Below are 19,523 nucleotides of genomic sequence, written 5' to 3'. Positions count from 1 at the left end.
GGCGTCTTAGAGCTGGCCCTCGGTCAGCGTGTCGAGCTGAAAATTCCCGGACTTGTCCCACAGCCAGGTGTCGGTGTAGGTCACGCGCGCCATGCGCGTGGGCACGGGGAAGGGCGCTGCCGCGCGCACCGTGCGTTCGATCTCGGCCACCACGTCGGGCGCATGGCGGGGCGCACGCATCCAGCGCAGCGAAGTCACGCGGCCCGCACGGTCGATGTCCACCTCCAGCACGCCAATGGCATGCAGCAGCGGCGGCAGCTTGCCCTTGTAGATGCGCGCTGCATTCAGGCCATAAATGTGGCTTGCGGCATCCTGCCGGTAGGCGCGCGGGGTGGCCGCGGAGGACGCGCGTGCCGAGCCCTGGGCGGCCGGCACCGGACCGGTGACGCGCGCGTCGTTGCCCGGTAGGCGCGAGTCCTGGGCGGAGGGCGCCTCGGGCCCCGACTTGCAGGCCGAGACGATCGCCGCGACCAATGCCATCACCCCGGCGGGCAGCCACCACGTTCGGCGCGCACGGGATGCACGCTGGGCCGAAGAGGACGGGGCAGAAGGCAGCTGTGGCATGGTGTTTGTCGCTATGCTGTACCGCGACCACGACCAAGGCGGTGGCGCGCATGAATCAAGCTGGAGGAATCAGCGAGTGAAGGCATTGGACTGCCTGCTGGAGCGTATCAAGACCGCACCCGCCTGCCTGGTGACGGTGGAGTCTACCCAAGGCTCGGCGCCGCGGGAAGCCGGGGCATGGCTGGCGGTGTTCGCGGTGGGCAACGACTTCGTCGGCACCATCGGCGGCGGCCATCTGGAACTGCAGGCGCTGCGCGAAGCGCGTGAACGCCTGGCGGAGCACCTGGCTGGCAACCCTTCGCGCATGCCGCTCGTGCGATATGGGCTGGGCCCCAGCCTGGGGCAGTGCTGCGGCGGCGTGGTGCAGCTGCGGTTTGAATGCGTGGGGGCTGCTGACGCGCCGGCCTTGCGCGAGCGCCTGGCGCCGCGGCTGCAGCCGGTGGCGCTTTTCGGCGGCGGCCATGTGGGGCATGCGCTGGCGCGGGTGCTGGCGCCGCTGCCGTTTGCGCTGCACTGGATCGACAGCCGCGATGGCGTGTTCCCGCCGCAGGGGGACGGCGCGTCCGTGGTCTGTGAGCAGTCCGACCCGGTACAGGCGGCCGTGCCGGGTGTGGCACCGCAGTCCTTCGTGCTCATCATGAGTTTCAGCCACGCGGAGGATCTGGACATCGTGGCGGCGTGCCTCGCACGGCAGCGGGCGCGCGGCGATCTGCCGTTCATCGGCCTGATCGGCAGCCGCACCAAGTGGGCCACCTTCCGGCACCGGCTGGCGGCGCGGGGGTTCTCGGATACCGAGCTGGCGCAGGTGACCTGCCCGATCGGCGTGCCCGGAATCGCCGGCAAGCAGCCCGAGGTGATCGCCGTGGCCGTGGCCGCGCAGTTGCTGCAGCGGCTGGCCTGAGATTGCGTATAAAAATGGCTGCTGGCGCTTATGGAGCGAGCGCCAGCAGCTATTACTACAGGAGTATCGTGGGTCACGCCAGCGTATAGGCCGTCTTCACCGTCGTGAAGAACTCCTGCGCATAACGGCCTTGTTCCCGCGGGCCGTAGCTGGAGCCCTTGCGCCCGCCGAAGGGCACGTGGTAGTCCACCCCGGCGGTGGGCAGGTTCACCATCACCATGCCCGCCTGTGCATGGCGTTTGAAGTGCGTGGCGTATTTCAGGCTGGTGGTGGCAATGCCGGCGGACAGGCCGAATTCGGTGTCATTCGCCACGGCCAGGGCTTCGTCGTAGTCGCGCACGCGGATCACGCTGGCCACGGGGCCGAACACCTCTTCGCGGTTGATGCGCATCGCCGGCGCCGTATCCACGAACAGCGCGGGCGCCATGAAGAAGCCTTCGTTGCCGCTGCCCGTGTGGCAGGCCACGCGCAGGCCGCCGGCCGCCAGCACGCCGCCCTCGGCCTTGGCGATCTCTACGTACGACAGGTCTTGCTCCAGCTGAGCCTGGCTCACCACAGGGCCCACGTCGGTGCCCGTGGCCAGCGCATCACCCACTTTGATTTTCGCCATGCGTGCCTGGAGCGCCTCGATGAACTTCGGGTAGATGCCCTGGGTGACGATCAGGCGGCTGGACGCCGTGCAGCGCTGGCCCGTGGAATAGAACGCGCTCTGTGCGGACAGCTCCACCGCCTGCGCGAGGTCGGCATCGTCCAGCACCACCTGCGGATTCTTGCCGCCCATCTCCAGCTGCACCTTCTTGCCGTTCTGCACGCACGCCTGGGCGATGCCGCGGCCCACGCCGACCGATCCGGTGAAGCTGATGGCGGCCACGCCGGGGTGCTGCACCAGCGCCTCGCCGATCACGCGCCCGCGGCCCATCACCAGGTTGAACACGCCGGCGGGGATGCCCGAGCGGTGGATGATCTCGGCCAGCGCCCACGCACTGCCGGGCACCAGGTCGGCGGGCTTCAACACCACGCAGTTGCCGAACGCCAGGGCCGGCGCGATCTTCCAGGCGGGGATGGCAATGGGGAAGTTCCACGGCGTGATCAGGCCCACGACGCCGATGGGCTCGCGCGTGACCTCCACGCCGATGCCGGGGCGCACCGAGGGCACGGTCTCGCCCGCCAGGCGCAGGCATTCGCCGGCGAAGAACTTGAAGATCTGCCCGGCGCGGGCGACTTCGCCGATGCCTTCTGCACGGGTCTTGCCTTCCTCGCGCGCCAGCAGCGCGCCCAGTTCCTCGCGCCGCGCGAGGATTTCATTGCCGATCTTGTCCAGCGCATCGTGGCGCGCCTGGATGCCCGACGTGCTCCATGCGGGGAAGGCAGCGGTGGCGGCCGCTACGGCGGCGTCCACGTGCGAGGCGTCGCCCTGGGCGTATTCGCCCACCACATCGGCCAGGTTGCTGGGATTGGTGTTGGGTGCGGCCTGGGACGTGGAAACCCATTCGCCGTTGATGAGCAGGCCGTGGGGGGAGGAAGCAGACATGGGAATCCTTGGGAAGTGTGTGGACAGAGAAAAGGAGAGGCGGGCACGGCCGTGAAGGCGCGCCATTTGAAATATTGGAACACTAATATATTAGTGCACGAATGCGAGAATCCACGTATGCCCATACTGACCAAGTTTCGCCTTGACCGTTCGCGCCTGGCCGCCCCGCAGGTCTTCGAAAGCCTGCGCGAGGCCATTCTGACGCTGGAGCTGGTGCCCGGCGCGATGCTGGTGCGCAGCGACTTGGCCGGGCAATTCGGCGTGAGCCAGACGCCCATCCGCGAGGCGCTGCTGCGCCTGGAAGAGGAGGGCCTGGTGGAAGTCTTTCCCCAGCACGCCACGCTGGTCAGCCGCATCGACGTGGCGGCTGCGCGCGAAGCGCACTTCCTGCGCCGCTCCATCGAGCTGGAGATCGTGCGCACGCTGGCGCTGCAGCCGCCCCCCGGCCTGGTAGTGCAATTGCAGGCGCAGTGCGCACTGCAGGAATCGCTGGCCGCCGCGCAGCGCTATGACGACTTTCTGGGTGCGGACCATGGCTTTCACCGCCTGATGTATGAGGCGGCCGGCGTCATGGGCCTGTGGGCGCTGGTGCGCCGCTACTCCGGCCATGTGGATCGCTTGCGCCGCCTGCACCTGCCCACCGCAGGCAAGACGGGCGTCATCATGCGCCAGCACCGGGCCATCCTCGACGCCATTGACCGGCAGAACGCTCCCGCGGCCCAGGAGGCGTTGCGCGAGCACCTGTCGGGCACGCTCAGCGCGGTGGATGACGTATGCGCCCAGCATCCGGATTACATCCTGCAGGATTAGGGACAATCCCTGAGCCATTCCAGCGGACGTTGTCAGAAAAGTGCATACACTTCCTGTTCACAAAACGGGTCGCAGCGGTGCCCCGGCAGCTTCCTGCCACGGTGCGCGGCCCCTCTTTTTCTGCTCAGAGCGCCCGCAGTGGTGAGCAGCTTGCAGGCGGCCCGCCGGGCCGCCAAGGTTGAAACACGATGGAAAGCTACTTCCTCGACTGGGCCAATCTGCTGCTGCGCTGGCTGCACGTCATCACTGCCATCGCCTGGGTAGGCTCCTCGTTCTACTTCGTCTTTCTGGACAGCAGCCTCACGCCGCCGGTCGACGAGGACCTGCAGCGCCAGGGTGTGAACGGCGAGCTTTGGGCTGTGCACGGCGGGGGCTTCTACCACCCGGTCAAGTTCAACGTGGCGCCCCCGAAGCTGCCGGACCATCTGCACTGGTTCTTCTGGGAGAGCTACACCACCTGGCTCAGCGGCTTTGCGCTGCTCACGGTCTCGTATCTGTGGAACGCGGGCATCTACCTGGTGCATCCGGCCAACCCGCTCATGTCGCCCGCCATGGCCATCGCTGCGGCACTGGCCTTCCTGGTGGTGTTCTGGCTGCTGTACGACGGCATCTGCCGCGTGTTCGGCCAGAAGGTCAACGGCGATGCCATCGTGGGGGCGCTGGTGCTGGTCCTGGTGTGCATCGCCGCGTGGCTGGCCTGCCGCATCTTTCCCGGCCAGGCGGCTTTCCTGCTGATGGGCGCGATGCTCGCCACCTCGATGAGCGCCAACGTGTTCTTCTGGATCATTCCCGGCCAGCGCAAGGTGGTGGCGGCACTGAAGGCCGGCCAGCCGGTGGATCCGGTGCATGGCAAGCGCGGCAAGCAGCGCAGCGTGCACAACACGTACTTCACGCTGCCGGTGCTGTTCGCCATGCTCTCCAACCACTACGGCTGGCTCTACAACCATGGGCAGAACTGGCTGGTACTGATCCTCATGATGTTCGCGGGCGCGGCCATTCGCCAGTTCTTCGTGATGCGCCACGGCTACAAGCTGGGCCGCAACGGCCATCCCTGGCCTTATGCGGCCGTCTGCGTGGTGGTGCTGTTGGGCGTGGTGGTATGGCTCAAGCCGGCTGCGCCGGCCGTGTCCGCCGCCGCGCCGGCCGCCGCAGGCTACGAACAACTGCACGCCGTCATGCAAAACACTGCGTGGTGTGCCACAGCGCCAACACCATCGCGCAGAAGAACGTGAAGTTCGACACCCCGCAGGACGTGAAGAGCCACGCGCAGCAGATCTACCAACAGGTGGTGCAGCTGCGCAAGATGCCATTTGGCAACCCGGGCGCACTGTCCGACGAAGAGCGCGAAACCTTCAAACGCTGGTACGAAAACGGCGCCAGCATCGCGCCCTGACGCCCCCCGGTATTGCGGGCATCATCCGGGGCCATGCACCTTTACCGATCTGCGCTCCTGCGCTTTGCCGATGACGGCACGGCCCTGTACGAAGAAGACGGCCTGTTGGCCACCGCGCCCGATGACCGGGGCGTGCAGCGCGTGCACGCCGCCGGCGCGTGGCGCGCGCTGGCGCCCCTCTATCTTCCTCAGGCCTCGCAGCCGGTGACCCACTGGCCCGGCCGCATCATTGCACCGGGCTTCGTGGACATGCATGTGCACTATCCGCAGCTGGACGTGATCGGCTCGCCCGCCGACGGCCTGCTGCCCTGGCTGGAGAACTACACCTTCCCGCACGAATCGCGCTTCGGCGACGCGGCCTATGCCGCCGAGGTGGCGTGCTTCTTCCTCGACGAGCTGCAGCGCAACGGCGTGACCACCGCGCTCACCTTCGCCACCTCGCATCCGGGCTCGGTGGATGCGCTGATGGCGCAGGCACAGGCGCGGCGGCTGCGCCTGATTGCCGGCAAGGTGCTGCAAGACCGCCACTCGCCCGACGGCGTGCGCGACGCGACCGAGCAATCCCTCATCGATACCGAAGCGCTCATCCAGCGCTGGCACGGCAAGGGGCGGCTGGGCTATGCGATCACGCCGCGTTTTGCCCCCACCAGCACGCCGCAGCAGCTGAGCGGCGCGGGTGCTCTGGCCGCGCGCTACCCCGACGTATGGGTGCAGTCCCATGTGGCGGAGAACCAGCAGGAGATCCGCTGGGCGCGGGGGCTGTTCCCCGGCACGCGCAGCTACCTGGATGTGTATGCCCGTGTCGGCCTGCTGCGTGAGCGCGCGGTGTACGCGCATTGCATCCATTTCGACGACGAGGACCGCGCCGCCATGCGCGAGAGCGGCGCGGTGGCTGCCGTGTGCCCCACGAGCAACCTGTTCCTGGGCAGTGGCCAGTTTGACTTTGCGGGCGCGGACCGCATGGGCTTCGGCTACGGCTTGGCCAGCGACGTGGGCGGCGGCACCAGCTTCAGCCCTTTCCACACGATGCTGGCCGCGTACTACGTAGGCCGGGAGGGGCAGACCAAGACGGGACTGAGCCTGGCGCCGCAACGGCTGTGGTGGCTGCATACCGCCGGTGCCGCGCGGGCGTTGGGGCTGGATGGCGTGGTGGGCAACCTGCAGCCGGGTTGCGAAGCCGACTTCGTGGTGCTGAATCCTGGGGCGACCCCACTGCTGGCGCGGCGCACGGCGGGCGCCGCCCACCTGGACGAACTGCTGTTCGCGATGATCGTGCTCGGCGACGACCGTTTGATCGAGCGCACTGTCATTGCATGAAATATTTGCCTCTGACGCTTATGTATCAAGCGTCAGCAGCTATCATTTAAGTAGCTTTCATTCACCTAGAATACGCGCCAGGAGTACCCCATGAGCATCAAGAGCGACAAATGGATCCGCCGCATGGCCGAGCAGCACGGCATGATCGAGCCGTTCGAGCCCGGCCAGATCCGGCAGCAGGACGGGCGCAAGATCATCAGCTACGGCACCAGCAGCTACGGCTACGACATTCGCTGCGCGCGCGAATTCAAGGTCTTTACCAACATTCACAGCACCGTGGTGGACCCGAAGAACTTCGACGAAAAGAGCTTCGTGGACTTCGAGGGCGACTACTGCATCATCCCGCCCAACAGCTTCGCGCTGGCGCGCACCGTGGAGTACTTCCGCATCCCGCGCGACGTGCTCACCGTCTGCCTGGGCAAGAGCACCTATGCGCGCTGCGGCATCATCGTCAACGTCACGCCGTTCGAGCCCGAGTGGGAAGGCTACGTGACGCTGGAGTTCTCCAACACCACGCCGTTACCCGCCAAGATCTACGCGGGCGAGGGATGCGCGCAGGTGCTTTTCTTCCAGGGTGACGAGGAATGTGCCGTGAGCTACAAGGACCGCAACGGCAAATACCAGGGCCAGCACGGGGTGACGCTGCCCAAGGCCTGAAGGACCTGCCTGAAGGACCGCGGCCTGGACCGTGGGGTGCGCGCCGCCTCCTGCGTCGGCGCTTGCCGCCGTCCTACACGCGGGCTGGCCCTGCGCCGGTGGTACGGCTGCGTGGCGCTGCCTAGGATGGCTGCAGTGTTTCAGGAGTACTGCATGTCCCGCCCCATCCATGATCCCGCCTCCCCCGCTGCGCCCCGGCCATGGGATCCGCCCGTGAAGTCTGCGTCGATGCCCAGCCTCTGGATGTGGCTGGGTGCCGCCATCGTCATCCTTGCGCAGTTGTGGGTGCTGCAGGCGGTGGTGGAACGCCACACGCACCAAGCCCACGAACGGATGGCGAAGTACGTCAACCACACGCTGCAGCCGCGCCCGTCGCAGGACATGTTGCTGGCAGCGCAGTAGTGCGCGGCGCGAAATCCCGAGGGTGCCGCGGCGGGCGTAACATCGGCGGCTGGTGCGTCGTGCACGCAGGAGATACCCATGAGATGGGAAGGCAATCGCGAATCGGACAACGTGGAAGACCGGCGCAGCGGCGGCGGGGGCGGCTTCATCGGCGGACGCTCGATCGGCATTGGCACCATCGTTGTGGCGCTCATCGGCTGGGGTGTGTTTGGCATCAACCCGCTGACCACCATCGGCGTACTGTCGGGCGGGGGCGCGCCGCAGGTCCAACAGGGGCCGGCCCAGCGTCCGCCGCAGGGCGACCGTGAGGCCGCCTTCGTCTCCACCGTCCTGGCGTCCACGGAGGATGTGTGGGCGCAGGTGTTCCAGCAGGGTGGGGCGCAGTACCGCCAGCCCAAGCTGGTGCTCTACCGCGGCGCCACGCCCACGGCCTGTGGCACGGGGCAGAGCGCGATGGGGCCGTTTTACTGCCCTGGGGACCAGAAGGTGTACCTGGACATGGATTTCTTCGACACCATGAGCCGCCAGCTGGGTGCTCCAGGCGAATTTGCCCGCGCCTACGTGATCGCGCACGAGGTCGGCCACCATGTGCAGACCCTGCTGGGCACCACCGGCAAGGTGGACGGCATGCGTGGGCGCGTGAGCCAGCGCGAGCAGAACGCGCTGTCGGTTCGGCTGGAACTGCAGGCCGACTGTTACGCCGGCATTTGGGCCCACCATTCGCAACAGGCCAAGAACTGGCTGGAGCAGGGCGACATCGAATCCGCGGTGAACGCCGCCGAGCAGATCGGTGACGACGCGCTGCAGCGCCAGCAGACCGGCACCGTGCGGCCCGATGCATTCACCCACGGCTCCAGCGCGCAGCGCGTGCGGTGGTTCACGCAGGGGTTCAAGACCGGCAGTGTGCAAGGCTGCAACACTTTCAACGCACAGTCGCTTTGACACCGTGAACGCGCGCTAAGCCGTCGTTTTCGCGCCAAGCAGGAGAAGCCCCGGTACAGGCCGTTGACGGCCTTGTTGGCCTTCGCCGCTGCTGCAATGCGACAATAGCGGCTTCATGACACAACCCTATTCCACTCTTGCGCTGGCCGAGCCGCTCAAGCGCGCCGTAGCCGAGATGGGCTACGAGAACATGACGCCGATCCAGGCGCAGGCGATCCCTGTCGTGCTGACCGGCAAGGACGTGATGGGTGCGGCGCAAACCGGCACCGGCAAGACGGCGGCTTTTTCGCTGCCGTTGCTGCAGCGCCTGCTCAAGCACGAGAACAGTTCAGCCTCTCCCGCGCGCCACCCTGTGCGCGCGCTCGTGCTGCTGCCCACGCGCGAGCTGGCGGACCAGGTGGCGCAGCAGATCGCGCTGTACGCCAAGTACACCAAGCTGCGCAGCACGGTGGTGTTTGGCGGCATGGACATGAAGCCGCAGACCATCGAGCTGAAAAAGGGCGTCGAGGTGCTGGTGGCCACGCCCGGCCGTCTGCTGGACCATATCGAGGCCAAGAACGCGGTACTCAATCAGGTCGAATACGTGGTGCTGGACGAGGCCGACCGCATGCTGGACATTGGCTTCCTGCCCGACCTGCAGCGCATCCTCTCCTACCTGCCCAAGCAGCGCACCACGCTGCTGTTCTCCGCCACCTTCTCGCCCGAGATCAAGCGCCTGGCCGGCAGCTATCTGCAGGACCCGATCACCATCGAGGTCGCGCGCCCCAACGAGACCGCCTCCACCGTGGAGCAGCGCTTCTTCGCGGTGGACGGCGACGACAAGCGCCGCGCCATTCGCCATGTGCTGAACGAGCGCGGCCTCAAGCAGGCCTTCATCTTCGTGAACAGCAAGCTGGGCTGCGCGCGCCTGGCCCGCAGCCTGGAGCGCGACGGCCTCAAGACCGCAGCGCTGCATGGCGACAAGAGCCAGGACGAGCGATTGAAGGCGCTGGAAGCCTTCAAGAGCGGCGAGGTGGACCTGCTGGTCTGCACCGACGTGGCGGCGCGGGGCCTGGACATCAAGGACGTGCCCGCGGTGTTCAACTACGACGTGCCCTTCAATGCAGAGGACTACGTGCACCGCATCGGCCGTACGGGCCGCGCCGGCGCATCGGGTCTGGCCGTCACGCTGGCGGCCAGCAGCGATACCCGCCTGGTGGCGGATATCGAGAAGCTCATCAAGAAGAAGATCGAGCTGGAACCGCTGGAATTGCAGGAAGATCGTCCGCGGGGCCGCTACAACGACGGCCGCCGCGCCTGGGGCGGCGACGATTCGGGCGAAGGCGCTCCAGCCGCCCCCCGCAGCCGCGAGCGCAGCGCGTACCGCTCCGCGCCTGCGGCGTCTCGCGACCCGTTCTTCGACAAGCCCTACGAGGCCAGCACCTCGGCCGGTGCGTCTGCGAGCTGGGAGGTGGCCCCCAAGGCATCTCCCGCGCGTGGCGGCATCTCCGCCAACATCAAGCCCAAGCGCAAATTACCCGCCTTGTTTAAGGCACCGCAGGCCTCTACGGCCGAGCCATCAACCCACTGAAAACACAGGCCGCCGTTCAGCGGCCTTTTCATTTAAAAGAGCCCCTAGCGCTTGCGGAATAAGCGCTGGTAGCTATGTTTTTAATAGCGAATGCTAGGGGTGATTGTGCCCGCCAGGGCCCGCCAACTGCGCGATCAGGGGTGCATCCACGGCGCCAAAAGCGAGCACTGTGCCGCCGCGCTGTGCGGCAAAGGCCTGTGCGGCCTCCCGTGTCGAGAACGCGGGCAGATTGCCGGCGCGCATCGGCCCCCGCGCCGACGAGCCGTGCACGTAATAGGCAGACAGCGCGTCCGTCCAGCGGGCGCCGCCCGCGGCCGTAGGGCGAGCGGTGTCGGTGACGTAGTGCGCCATGATGTCCCGTGCATTGCGGCCGGGGCTGTAGCGGGCCACGTCCTGCAGGTACATGAACAGCGACAGGGGCGAGTCGAAAAACTGTGCGTCGCCATTGCGAAAGATGACCTGCGCCGCCCAGTCGGGCGAACGGGCGGGGAACATGCCGCACACGGGACAACGCGCATCCACCGGAATGGGGCGCGCTGCCGTGGGCGGCAGGCCCGACGCGGGGTCGTACGGCGTTGGGGGTGCGACGATGCACACGTCCGGCTCCAGGGCGGGAGCCGGCTGGGGCCGCAGCGCGCTGCGCAGGCTCGGCACGCCCCAGAGCCCGCCCGCCGCGGCTGCAAACGCCAGCGTGCCCGCAACCAGCATGCGCCTGCGGCGTGGCTGGTGCGGCGGAGGACTCAGGGTGGATGCAGACATGGTGCAAGGGCTGTTACATGCGGGTGTCGTGCAGCGCACCGCCGCTCAGGTCCACCATGTCGAGCTTGATGTCCGCAAAGCGCAGCACCTTGCCGCCATGTTCGCCGGCGAATTTGGCCGCATCGGCCTCCTGCGCGAAGCTGGCGATGGTGGGGCCCATGGAGCCATGCCGCTTGCTGCCCAGCACGTAGACGGCGGTCTTGGCGTCGATCCAGTGGCCCTTGGGTTCGTTCCAGTCGGCCTTGCCCATGTCCTGCACGTACACAGCGCGCACCGCACGCACTTGTTCGCCGGCGAGCAGGGTGTTGAACAGTTCGATGGTGTCGCAGAAGAAGGAGGGCTTGTCCTGGCCCGCGTAGTGGATCTGCGCCTTGGGGCCGGGGTAGTCTGCAAGCAGCATGCCGTCGAGCTCGCAACTTGTGGAACGGTCGATCTCCACGGGCGCAAGGGACTGCTGTTCGGCTGCCTTGTCGCCGCAGCCAGCCAGCAGGCTGCTGGTGGCCAGCGCCGTGAAGGCGGCCATGCCCAGTGCACGGCGACGGGTGATGCAGGAACAGGTCATGGCTTGAATCTCCAGTTGGCGATGGCGAGCGGCAGGGCGATCCACGCCAGCATCACGCCACCCATGATTGCGGGGCTACCCAGCGACGAGGGAACGACGCTGGCGAGCCCGTAGAGCGTGCGCACGTCTTCGAGCGAGAACACGTTGAGGATACGGAACACGTCGGCCGGGTTCAGCAGCAGCAGCCAGGCGAACGCATCGCCCGCGAACTGCCCGCCCGTGGCCACCAGCAGGCCCAGCAGCAGCAAATCGAACACCAGCACGAAGAAGAACCAGGTAGCGATGGCCAGGCCCGAGGCGCGCGTGCGGTCGCGTGCCAGCACCGATAGCATCACTGCCAGGCTCAGGAATGCGAGGCCCAGCAATACCGAGCTGATCATGAAGCCGCCGTAGTGAAAGAGGGCATTGGCGCTCATGTGGCGCCACAGCAGCACCGCCACCAGCCCGAAGCCCGCCAGGGTGGAGAGCGCCAGCGCAGCCGCCAAGCCCAGGTATTTGCCCAGCAGCAATTCCAGCCGGGTGATGGGCAGGGCCAGCAGCAGATCGAGCGAGCCGCGCTCGCGCTCGCCCACGATGGCATCGAACCCCAGCAACAGCGCAATCAGTGGGATGAGGTAGATGACCAGGCTGACGAGGCTGGCGATGGTGAACTCGATGGAGCGAAAGCCCACCGTGCCCTGCTGCGCGCCGCCGAAGTAGGCGATGACGAGTGAGAACACGGTGAAGACGAGGGCCACCGCAAGCACCCAGCGATTGCGCATGCGATCGCGGAATTCCTTGGCGGCGATGGTGAAGATCTGGGTCAGTTCCATGGGGCGTCGTGGGCAGGGTGTCAGTCGGCGAAGCCGAAGAACACGTCTTCGAGCGAGGGCTCCAGCAGCTTGAGGTCGCGCACGCGCGCACCCAGTGGCGCGAGGGCGGCCAGCACGGCCATCTTCTGCTCGCGCGGGCAGTGCAGGCGCAAGCCTTCGGGCGTGTGCTCGGGGACGATGCCCGTCGCTTGTTCCAGCGCCTGTGCGGCGGCGGGCCGGTCGGCGGGTGCGATGTCCAGTTCGAACGACAGCGGCATGCGGGTTTGCTCGCGCAGCTGCTGCACGCTGCCCAGCGCCTGGATGCGGCCGGCCGAGAGAATGGCGAGCCGGTCCACGCGTTCTTGCAGTTCGGCGAGGATGTGCGAGGTGATGACCATGGTCACGCCCTCGGCCTGCAGGCCCCGCAGCGTGGCGTAGAAGTCGCGGATCGCCTGCGGGTCCAGGCCGTTGGTGGGTTCGTCCAGGAACAACACGCGCGGGCTGCCCAGCAATGCCTGCGCGAAGCCCAGGCGCTGGCGCATGCCCTTGGAATACTCGCGCACCGGGCGCTTGCCGGCGTGTGCCAGGCCCACGCGCTCCAGAATGTCCGCGCACTGCGCCAGCGGGGCGGATTTCAGCCGCGCGAAAAAGCGCAGCGTCTCCAACCCGTCCAGGTTGTCGTAGAGCACCACGTTTTCGGGCAGGTAGCCCAGTTGGCGGCGGGCGGCGCGGAACCCCCGCCCACCCACCTGGGCACCTGCGATCAAAAGCGTGCCCTGCGTGGGCTTCACCAGGCCCAGCATCATCTTGAACAGCGTGCTCTTGCCTGCGCCGTTGTGCCCGATCAGGCCGAAGATCTCGCCCTTGGGGATGTCCAGGTCCACGCCGTCCACGGCGTGCAGCGCGCCGTAGTGCTTGCTGACGCCGCGCAGCGAGATGGCCACGTTGTCACTGGCCGGGGAAATGCTTGCCACGCCATTCACTCCATTGTTGATTGCTGGGCTGCATGCGCGGCTTCGGGTCCACGACCGATGGCACGCGCAGCACAGGGAACTGCCGGCCCACCAGGCGCAGGGCCTGCACGGCCGGGCTGGCCAGCAGCAGCTTGACGCTAGGGTGGCGCCAGGTCAGGCGGTCCACCATGTCGTTGGCCTCGTAGGGCACATCGCCGACACCGTCGCCATCGCGGTCCCAGCCCAGGTAGTTGCTCCAGTGGTTGCCGCTCTTGGCGCCCCAGCGCTCGTCGCGCGCACCCACGTAGCGTACCTGCTCGCGGTTGGAGATGAAGTCGTTGCCTTCGACTTCGTTGTTCTTCGAGCCCGCGGCCAGGTGCACGCCGACGGTGTTGTCCACCACCAGGTTGTTGTTGAGCTTGATGTACTCCACGTCGTAGATGAAGAAGCCCCGGCTGTTGCCGGCCACGACGTTGCCTTCGATCACCGAATCCTGCAGCGTGCGCAGCATGATGCCGTGGTCGGAGTTGCCCCAGGCGCGGTTGTTGCGCACGGTCTGCTCGCGCACTTCCATCAGGGCCAAGCCGCCACGGTTGTAGTAGGTGTCGTTGTCCTCCCACAGGTTGTAGTAGGAGTTCATGTAGTGCGTACCGTAGCGGCTGTGATGCAGCTGATTGCCCTTGAACAGAGCATGGTGCGAGACGTCCACGTAGAGCGCGTCGCGCACGAAGCTGATGTTGTTGTTCAGGATCTTTGCGCCTTTGGTGTTGTACAGCTGCACGCCGTTGCCACGCTGCGGCGAGGAGTATTCACGTTTGCCGGTGATGATGTTGTGCTCGATGAGCACGTCATTGGCCTTCTCGATCCACAGGCCGAACAGGTTGTAGGTGAGGTCGCAGCGGCGTACGACGGCACGGTGGGCGCCAGGGTAGAGGTAGATGCCGGCGTTCTGATCCTTGAGGTCGTCACCTGAGTCGCGCACGATCAGGCCCTCGATCACCACGTCCGGTGCGGTGACGCGGATGGTGTCGCCCTGGTTGCCGCCGCTGATGGTGGGGCGGTCCACGCCGCGCAACGTGAGGGGCTTGTCGATCACCAGATTGGCGCGGTACGTGCCCCGTGCAATCTCCAGCACATCGCCTGCCTTGGCTTTGCGCACGGCGGCGGTCAGATCGTCGCCCGCTCGCACATGGAGGGTGGCTGCCTGGCAGGCCCCGGCGAGGGTCATCGCCAAGGCCAGCATTAAGTGGGTGACACCGCCCTTCATGGGGTGAACAGTCCCAGCGCCTGCAGCACCAGGAACAGCGCAGCACCGATCATCAGGTTCTTGAATCCTACGTAGCTCATCATGTCCATTACACCTGCAACGCGGTAATTGTCGCGCCACCACGGGCCGTCCTTGACGTAACGGCGGCCCGACAGGCGAATCAGCACTTCGTACACGCTCCAGCCGAACCACCAGCCGATGATGGCGCCCGACGAGAGGTGGCCCATCGCCGCCATGATCCAGGCGATGGTGGCCGCCACCGCCAGCGACAGCCCGGCGATCTGCAGCGCGCGTTGGCTGCGCCAGCCTTCGGCGCTCCAGGGCCAGAGATGGTCGCGCAGTTCCAGCAACAGCCAGCTCATGAAGCCTACGTTGCGCTTGTGCGCGGGCAGCGTGGGTTCGGTGGGCATGCGCGGATCGGGGCCCCGGGCGGCCTTGGCCGATATCTGGTCCTGCACGGTGGCGGGGTAGATGGGGATGAAGTAGCCATTCTTGCCGATAGGCGTCATCTCCAAGCCGTCCTTCTCGCGGCGCTTGCGCTCCTTGGCCAGAGGCGGGCAGCCCTTGGTGTCGGTGTACAGGATCATGCAATCCAGGCAATGCAGGCATTCGCGGTGGTCGATGCGCCCGTCGGCGTCGATGGCCTGGGCTCCGCAACCCACCGCGCAGGCCTTGCAGCTGTTGCAGTCCTGCTTGCGCTTCAACCCGAACCAGCGGAAGGTGCTGGGCATGGCCAGCGAGGCGCCCAGCGGGCAGATGTACTTGCAGTAGGGGCGCTCGATGAAGATCGACACGCCGAGGATGGCGGCGACGAACAGGCCATAGGGCCATGCCCGGTTCATCACGCCGACCAGGAACGTGGTCTTGAAGGGTTCGACCTCGGCCAGCTTCTCGGCCAGACCCATGGAGAACATCGACACCGCCAGCAGGACGAAGAAGACGGCGTATTTGATCCACTTGAGTCGGTCATGCCACTTCTGCGGCAGCTGTGTCTGGAAGCGCTTCAGCCCGAGGGCCTTGGCGATCTTGAAGATCGCCTCCTGCAGCGAGCCGAACGGACACATCCAGCCGCAGAACAGCCCGCGCCCGAACAGGAAGGCGGTCACGATGATGAAGATCCAGAACAGGAAGATGAACGGATCGGACAGGAACAGCGACCAGGTCCACTGGAACAGGACGGAGTGGAACCAGGTCAGCACCTGGGTGATGGACGGCTGGGCCATGTAGCCAAAGCCGATCCAGAAGATGCTGATGGCCCAGAAGGTGTACTTGAAGCCATTGACCGGCCACTTGTTCTTGTGCGTGGACAGGCGGGTGAGCCTTTCGCGGAAGGCGTACACCACGGTGACTGCGATCAGCAGCAGGGCGAACAGGCTGATGGGCAGGGCCTGTGATTTCCAGATGCGTACCCAGGGGGCATCGGGTTCTTGCACCTTGGGGCGGCCGCCTTCGAGCAGGTCTGCCGGCAACCAGTACTTCGACTCGAAGACGGCAAAACTGCGATGGCCCGTGGCCCGATCGACCCGGTTGCCCAGGAAGGCGAATTTCCACGGATAGGCCGCAGAAAAGGCCTGCGAGCGGATGATGAAGATGGACGACTCGGTGTAGCGGGGTGCGCCGGCGGCCTCCAGGCCGTACAGATTAAGGGAGTCCAGGTCGCGGAAGGTGAAGGAGTCGGCACCTTGCTTGACCTGCACACGGTCAAAAATGCCGCCGCGGACGAAACCTGATCCCTTGAAGGACTCCTGCCCGCCGGTCTTGATGACGAACATGGCGCTCTCGCCTTCCTTGAGGCGCGAACGCAGGCTTTCGAAACTGTTCTTGCCCAGCAGGCTGCGGCCTACGTCGGGCTGGTTCAGGTCGCCGAACCACATTTCGATGAAGGGCTCGGGACCGCGCGGCAGGCCCACCTGTTCGGGCTTGACCAGCAATTGCTGCACTGCGCCCATCTTGACGAGTTGGGCCCAATCGTAGGTTTGTCCGGTGGTGACAAAGCGCGGCTGCTCGCGCACCGTGGGAGCAATGATGCCGGTCTGGCGTGCCACGGCCGAGCCCGAGGCCATGACCACTTGGTTCTGAGCCACCACGGTGACGGTGGCGCCGGAGATGGCGTCGACGCCGATGACGTTCTCATCGGGGCGGGAGGGGCCGACTTCGATGGTGTCGGTGACCGACTTGCCGATGTACTGGTTGTTGAAATTGATGAGTGCCGACTCGGGGATGCCCAGCAGCAGAATGGGCTCGGAGTGCTTGAGCACCTTCATGCCGACGAAGCGGCCCTGCGTGTCCATACCGATGAGCGTGACCACCGGCTTGCCCGAGTAGGCGGGCGTGTCGGTGATGTCGGTCGACAGCATGACGTAGCCCAGAAGCTTCTTCTGGGCCGAGTCGTTGTCATACGCCTCGACATAGGGCGGCTGGCCCTTGCGCGGCGAAAAATGCGTAGCACCCGGAAATACTTCGGTGCACGGCAGCAGCGCGCACATGTCGGGCGTGGTGGCCAGGTTCGCAGGCAGTTCCGCCTCGTAGGCCCCTGCGTGCGCCCGCGGCACCCAAAGCGGGGCGGCGAGGACCAGAGCAAGACAGAAAGCGGCTAACCGTGAACCTAGGGAAAACATTGCACTATCCAACTAATAGCAGGCGCCGCTTGCTGCGTCTGCGAAAGAAGCCAATTTGACTTACAACCCTCCCAGGCCAGGCCCAGGAGGGTTGCGCGTCATCAGGCTTCGACGATCATGCGCGTGCGCATTTCCAGGTGCAGCGCATGGCAGAACGTGGAGCAGTAAGCCCAGAACACACCGGGCTTGTCGGCGATGAAGGTCACCGACTTCGTCTCCAACGGGTTGATCACGAACTGGATGTTGTACTTGGGCACCGCGAAGCCGTGCGTCAAATCTTCGATCTTGTCGAGGTTCGTGAGGATCAGCGTGACTTCATCGCCCTTCTTGACGGTGAATTCACGCAGGCTGAAGGCAGGGGCCTGCGACGTGAGCTTCACCGTGACCTTCTTGCCGTTGCGGAAGACGCCGGATTCCTTGGCGTCCTTGACGGCCAGCGGGAACTCGTCCAGGTCGTAGACCTGCTTGGGCTTCACGATGTCACGCTTGAAGATGATGAAGTCGTGGGGCTCGCCGCGCACCGGGTGGTCGGCCAGCAGCACCATCTTGTCGCCCGAGATGTCGATCAGCTGCTCGTTCTCGGGGTGGAAGGGGCCCACCGGCAGGAAACGGTCCTTGGAGAACTTACAACCCACGGCGAGGAACTTGCCGTCAGCGGCCACGGTCTCGGAGTGCGTGGCATTGATGTGCCCAGGCTGGTAATGCACGTCCAGGCGGTCCACGACGTAGGTGGCGTTCTTGTCACCCTTGTGGAAGGCGATGGCCTTGTCGATGTTCCACTTGACGATCTGGCTGTCCAGGAACAGCGTGGTGTAGGCGTTGCCGCGGCCGTCGAAGGCGGTGTGCAGCGGGCCCAGGCCGATTTCCACCTCGGCGACGATGGCGTCGTCGAGCTTCTCGCTCTTGCCGTCGAACCAGTCCAGCACCTTGGCCAGCTCGATCACGGTGGCCGTGGGCGACAGCTTGCCGGCGCAGATGAAGTACTTCTGGTCGGGGCTGGCGTTCACGCCGTGCGGGTTCTTGGGAACGCTCACATAGGCGGTGAGGGCGGTCTTGGCATCCTTGTTGGCTTCGCGGGTGCCGTCCACCACGGGCACCTTGGACGTGCCGTAGGTCTTGAACTTGCCGGCCTTCACGGCTTCTTCGATGCGGGCAATGTTGAAGAACAGACAGGCGTCGCGCTCGGCCGACATCATGTCTTCGTAGTGCACACCGTTCTCGGTGTTGTACTGGTTGGTCGCTGCCAGCTTGCCGTCGAACGACGTGGCCGTCAGGTCGCAGTTGCCGTCGATCAGGACCTGCCAGCGCACTTCCATGGTCTCGGCATCCACGCAGGTGAACATCGAGCGGTACTTCTCGGTGGCGTTCACATCCTTGCCGTCGTTGGGCAGGGGAATGCCGAATTCAGCGCCGCAGAACACGCGCGTGGTGTAGTTGATGTTGGGATCGACCGGATCGCGCTTGTCGGGGAAGATGCCGTGGAAGCCCTGCACGTTGGGCAGCTCGGTGATCTTGTCGCAGATGAAGTAGTCCAGGCGGATGCGGGCGATGCGGCTGTTGATCTTGTCGTTGACCCAGGCGTAACGGCCGTCGTAGTTGCCGTCCTTGTACGAGCCGTGCAAGTGGTGGGTGTCCGCCACGGTGTAACGCAGGCTGCCGTCGGGCTTGGTGCCCATCACGGCCTTGGATTCATTGGTGATGCCCCAGCCCACGAGGGCGTCAGGCACGAAGCAGGGAATGCGCAGAAGTTCACGACCGGAGGGCAGGCCCAGCACGCGAACGTCGCCGTTGTGGCCGCCGCTCCAAAGACCGTAGTAGGTATCGAGCTCACCGGGCTTGAGGTGCACATTGGCGCCGGCGTGGGCGGCAGCAGCGGGGGCGGGTGCCGGCGCGGGGGTGCCGGATGCTGCAGGGGCGGCTGCGGGCTTGTCGTTGCACGCGGCAACGCCCACGGTCAGTCCCGCCAAAGCAGCGGTATTGATGAACCGGCGGCGTCCCATGCCGACGGTTTCAGGGTTCAGGCTCTCTCTCTTGTCGCTCATGATGTCCTCTTTCAGGTAGTGCAAGCGGAAAATGGGGGCGCGCGCGCAGGTGGTGGCGCGGCCGTGGGGGCAACGGCCACCACACGAGGCGGTGGCAGGGGTACGGAATGGGTGATGGGCCAGCCCGGCACGGTCAGTACGGCGGGTTGCGGCGGTTCCATGCTGGGCAGGCACAGCGAGCAGTCCATGCCCAGGATGTCGAGCACGGCATTGCTACCGGCATGGTGAACCACCAAGGTGGCGCCGCTGGCACTGGAACAGACGAGTTCCATGGTGCGCGGCTGAATGAGGGGGGAGGCTAGTGCCGCCCCAAAACCAAGGACGAACCACGCCACTGCCCACCAGCGTAGGAGGTTCAGGGAGCGGAGTTTATCCATGGCGGAAGTATGGGCTCTAACGGCGCGTGTTGGAAGCCACCTCTGTGGTGACAGTGCCTAAATGTTC

At 65.9% G+C, this 19,523-nt stretch carries 17 protein-coding genes and 1 pseudogene; 8 read left to right on the top strand and 10 right to left on the bottom strand.

Features of this window, described 5'->3' with window-relative positions; translation table 11 throughout:
- Positions 1-6: 6 nt before the first annotated feature.
- On the bottom strand, positions 7-480 hold the full coding sequence (locus tag BA022_RS09810; RefSeq protein ID WP_011804557.1) for a hypothetical protein: 474 nt from the start codon (positions 478-480) through the stop codon (positions 7-9).
- 160 nt (positions 481-640) lie between these two features.
- Here BA022_RS09810 and xdhC point away from each other — a divergent pair, with 160 nt between their 5' ends.
- Positions 641-1,465, top strand: a complete 825-nt coding sequence (gene xdhC / locus BA022_RS09805; RefSeq protein ID WP_088887391.1) for a xanthine dehydrogenase accessory protein XdhC — start codon at positions 641-643, stop codon at positions 1,463-1,465.
- 73 nt (positions 1,466-1,538) lie between these two features.
- Here xdhC and BA022_RS09800 read toward each other — a convergent pair whose 3' ends face one another.
- A complete protein-coding gene (locus tag BA022_RS09800; RefSeq protein WP_015912754.1) occupies positions 1,539-2,996 on the bottom strand; it encodes an aldehyde dehydrogenase family protein in 1,458 nt (485 codons plus the stop codon).
- A 117-nt stretch (positions 2,997-3,113) separates the two neighbouring features.
- Here BA022_RS09800 and BA022_RS09795 point away from each other — a divergent pair, with 117 nt between their 5' ends.
- The 7 genes and pseudogenes from BA022_RS09795 (at position 3,114) to BA022_RS09770 (ending at position 10,087) form a co-directional block, all read left to right on the top strand.
- Positions 3,114-3,806 carry a GntR family transcriptional regulator gene (locus BA022_RS09795; RefSeq protein WP_088887390.1) on the top strand — a complete coding sequence of 231 codons (693 nt, stop codon included), beginning with the start codon at positions 3,114-3,116 and terminating at the stop codon, positions 3,804-3,806.
- Positions 3,807-3,994: 188 nt separating this feature from the next.
- Positions 3,995-5,199: pseudogene (locus BA022_RS09790) on the top strand (urate hydroxylase PuuD).
- A gap of 33 nt (positions 5,200-5,232) precedes the next feature.
- Positions 5,233-6,516 (top strand): guanine deaminase, encoded by a 1,284-nt coding sequence (gene guaD, locus BA022_RS09785; RefSeq protein ID WP_088887389.1) that lies wholly within the window; start codon positions 5,233-5,235, stop codon positions 6,514-6,516.
- A 90-nt stretch (positions 6,517-6,606) separates the two neighbouring features.
- Positions 6,607-7,173 (top strand): dCTP deaminase, encoded by a 567-nt coding sequence (dcd, locus tag BA022_RS09780; RefSeq protein ID WP_011804563.1) that lies wholly within the window; start codon positions 6,607-6,609, stop codon positions 7,171-7,173.
- 153 nt (positions 7,174-7,326) lie between these two features.
- Positions 7,327-7,575, top strand: coding sequence for a hypothetical protein (locus tag BA022_RS19160; RefSeq protein WP_015912758.1), 249 nt, complete (start codon positions 7,327-7,329; stop codon positions 7,573-7,575).
- 78 nt (positions 7,576-7,653) lie between these two features.
- Complete coding sequence (gene ypfJ, locus BA022_RS09775; RefSeq protein WP_011804564.1) at positions 7,654-8,517, top strand: KPN_02809 family neutral zinc metallopeptidase; 864 nt, start codon at positions 7,654-7,656, stop codon at positions 8,515-8,517.
- Positions 8,518-8,632: 115 nt separating this feature from the next.
- Positions 8,633-10,087: a DEAD/DEAH box helicase gene (locus BA022_RS09770; protein WP_088887388.1), complete on the top strand. Its 1,455-nt coding sequence runs from the start codon at positions 8,633-8,635 to the stop codon at positions 10,085-10,087.
- A gap of 93 nt (positions 10,088-10,180) precedes the next feature.
- On the opposite strand, the gene BA022_RS09765 is transcribed toward BA022_RS09770, so the two are convergent.
- The 8 genes from BA022_RS09765 to BA022_RS09730 all read right to left on the bottom strand — a co-directional run bounded on the left by BA022_RS09765 (position 10,181) and on the right by BA022_RS09730 (position 19,351).
- Positions 10,181-10,795 carry a nitrous oxide reductase accessory protein NosL gene (locus tag BA022_RS09765; RefSeq protein WP_011804566.1) on the bottom strand — a complete coding sequence of 205 codons (615 nt, stop codon included), beginning with the start codon at positions 10,793-10,795 and terminating at the stop codon, positions 10,181-10,183.
- 64 nt (positions 10,796-10,859) lie between these two features.
- Complete coding sequence (locus BA022_RS09760) at positions 10,860-11,408, bottom strand: nitrous oxide reductase accessory protein NosL (RefSeq protein ID WP_088887387.1); 549 nt, start codon at positions 11,406-11,408, stop codon at positions 10,860-10,862.
- On the bottom strand, positions 11,405-12,220 hold the full coding sequence (locus tag BA022_RS09755; protein ID WP_011804568.1) for an ABC transporter permease: 816 nt from the start codon (positions 12,218-12,220) through the stop codon (positions 11,405-11,407). The genes BA022_RS09760 and BA022_RS09755 overlap by 4 nt, the downstream gene beginning before the upstream one ends.
- A gap of 20 nt (positions 12,221-12,240) precedes the next feature.
- Positions 12,241-13,173 carry an ABC transporter ATP-binding protein gene (locus BA022_RS09750; RefSeq protein WP_011804569.1) on the bottom strand — a complete coding sequence of 311 codons (933 nt, stop codon included), beginning with the start codon at positions 13,171-13,173 and terminating at the stop codon, positions 12,241-12,243.
- Positions 13,148-14,419 (bottom strand): nitrous oxide reductase family maturation protein NosD, encoded by a 1,272-nt coding sequence (locus BA022_RS09745; protein WP_088887386.1) that lies wholly within the window; start codon positions 14,417-14,419, stop codon positions 13,148-13,150. The genes BA022_RS09750 and BA022_RS09745 overlap by 26 nt, the downstream gene beginning before the upstream one ends.
- Positions 14,416-17,037, bottom strand: coding sequence for a NosR/NirI family protein (locus BA022_RS09740; protein WP_088887385.1), 2,622 nt, complete (start codon positions 17,035-17,037; stop codon positions 14,416-14,418). The genes BA022_RS09745 and BA022_RS09740 overlap by 4 nt, the downstream gene beginning before the upstream one ends.
- Positions 17,038-17,138: 101 nt before the next feature.
- On the bottom strand, positions 17,139-19,079 hold the full coding sequence (gene nosZ / locus BA022_RS09735; RefSeq protein ID WP_011804572.1) for a TAT-dependent nitrous-oxide reductase: 1,941 nt from the start codon (positions 19,077-19,079) through the stop codon (positions 17,139-17,141).
- Between the two features lie 11 nt (positions 19,080-19,090).
- Positions 19,091-19,351: a hypothetical protein gene (locus BA022_RS09730; RefSeq protein WP_228403558.1), complete on the bottom strand. Its 261-nt coding sequence runs from the start codon at positions 19,349-19,351 to the stop codon at positions 19,091-19,093.
- Positions 19,352-19,523 lie beyond the last annotated feature (172 nt).

It is taken from the genome of Diaphorobacter nitroreducens, assembly GCF_002214645.1.
Taxonomy (GTDB): domain Bacteria; phylum Pseudomonadota; class Gammaproteobacteria; order Burkholderiales; family Burkholderiaceae_C; genus Diaphorobacter; species Diaphorobacter nitroreducens.
This window is presented reverse-complemented; position numbering and strand designations above follow the sequence as displayed.

Coding starts and splice junctions, on each gene's coding strand:
- nosZ (WP_011804572.1), bottom strand. CDS start 19,079: ATGAGCGACAAGAGAGAGAGCCTGAACCCTGAAACCGTCGGCATGGGA.
- BA022_RS09760 (WP_088887387.1), bottom strand. CDS start 11,408: ATGACCTGTTCCTGCATCACCCGTCGCCGTGCACTGGGCATGGCCGCC.
- BA022_RS09795 (WP_088887390.1), top strand. CDS start 3,114: ATGCCCATACTGACCAAGTTTCGCCTTGACCGTTCGCGCCTGGCCGCC.
- BA022_RS09810 (WP_011804557.1), bottom strand. CDS start 480: ATGGCATTGGTCGCGGCGATCGTCTCGGCCTGCAAGTCGGGGCCCGAG.
- ypfJ (WP_011804564.1), top strand. CDS start 7,654: ATGAGATGGGAAGGCAATCGCGAATCGGACAACGTGGAAGACCGGCGC.
- BA022_RS09755 (WP_011804568.1), bottom strand. CDS start 12,220: ATGGAACTGACCCAGATCTTCACCATCGCCGCCAAGGAATTCCGCGAT.
- BA022_RS09730 (WP_228403558.1), bottom strand. CDS start 19,351: ATGGAACTCGTCTGTTCCAGTGCCAGCGGCGCCACCTTGGTGGTTCAC.
- BA022_RS09745 (WP_088887386.1), bottom strand. CDS start 14,419: ATGAAGGGCGGTGTCACCCACTTAATGCTGGCCTTGGCGATGACCCTC.
- BA022_RS09740 (WP_088887385.1), bottom strand. CDS start 17,037: ATGTTTTCCCTAGGTTCACGGTTAGCCGCTTTCTGTCTTGCTCTGGTC.
- BA022_RS09800 (WP_015912754.1), bottom strand. CDS start 2,996: ATGTCTGCTTCCTCCCCCCACGGCCTGCTCATCAACGGCGAATGGGTT.
- dcd (WP_011804563.1), top strand. CDS start 6,607: ATGAGCATCAAGAGCGACAAATGGATCCGCCGCATGGCCGAGCAGCAC.
- BA022_RS09765 (WP_011804566.1), bottom strand. CDS start 10,795: ATGCTGGTTGCGGGCACGCTGGCGTTTGCAGCCGCGGCGGGCGGGCTC.
- BA022_RS09770 (WP_088887388.1), top strand. CDS start 8,633: ATGACACAACCCTATTCCACTCTTGCGCTGGCCGAGCCGCTCAAGCGC.
- BA022_RS19160 (WP_015912758.1), top strand. CDS start 7,327: ATGTCCCGCCCCATCCATGATCCCGCCTCCCCCGCTGCGCCCCGGCCA.
- guaD (WP_088887389.1), top strand. CDS start 5,233: ATGCACCTTTACCGATCTGCGCTCCTGCGCTTTGCCGATGACGGCACG.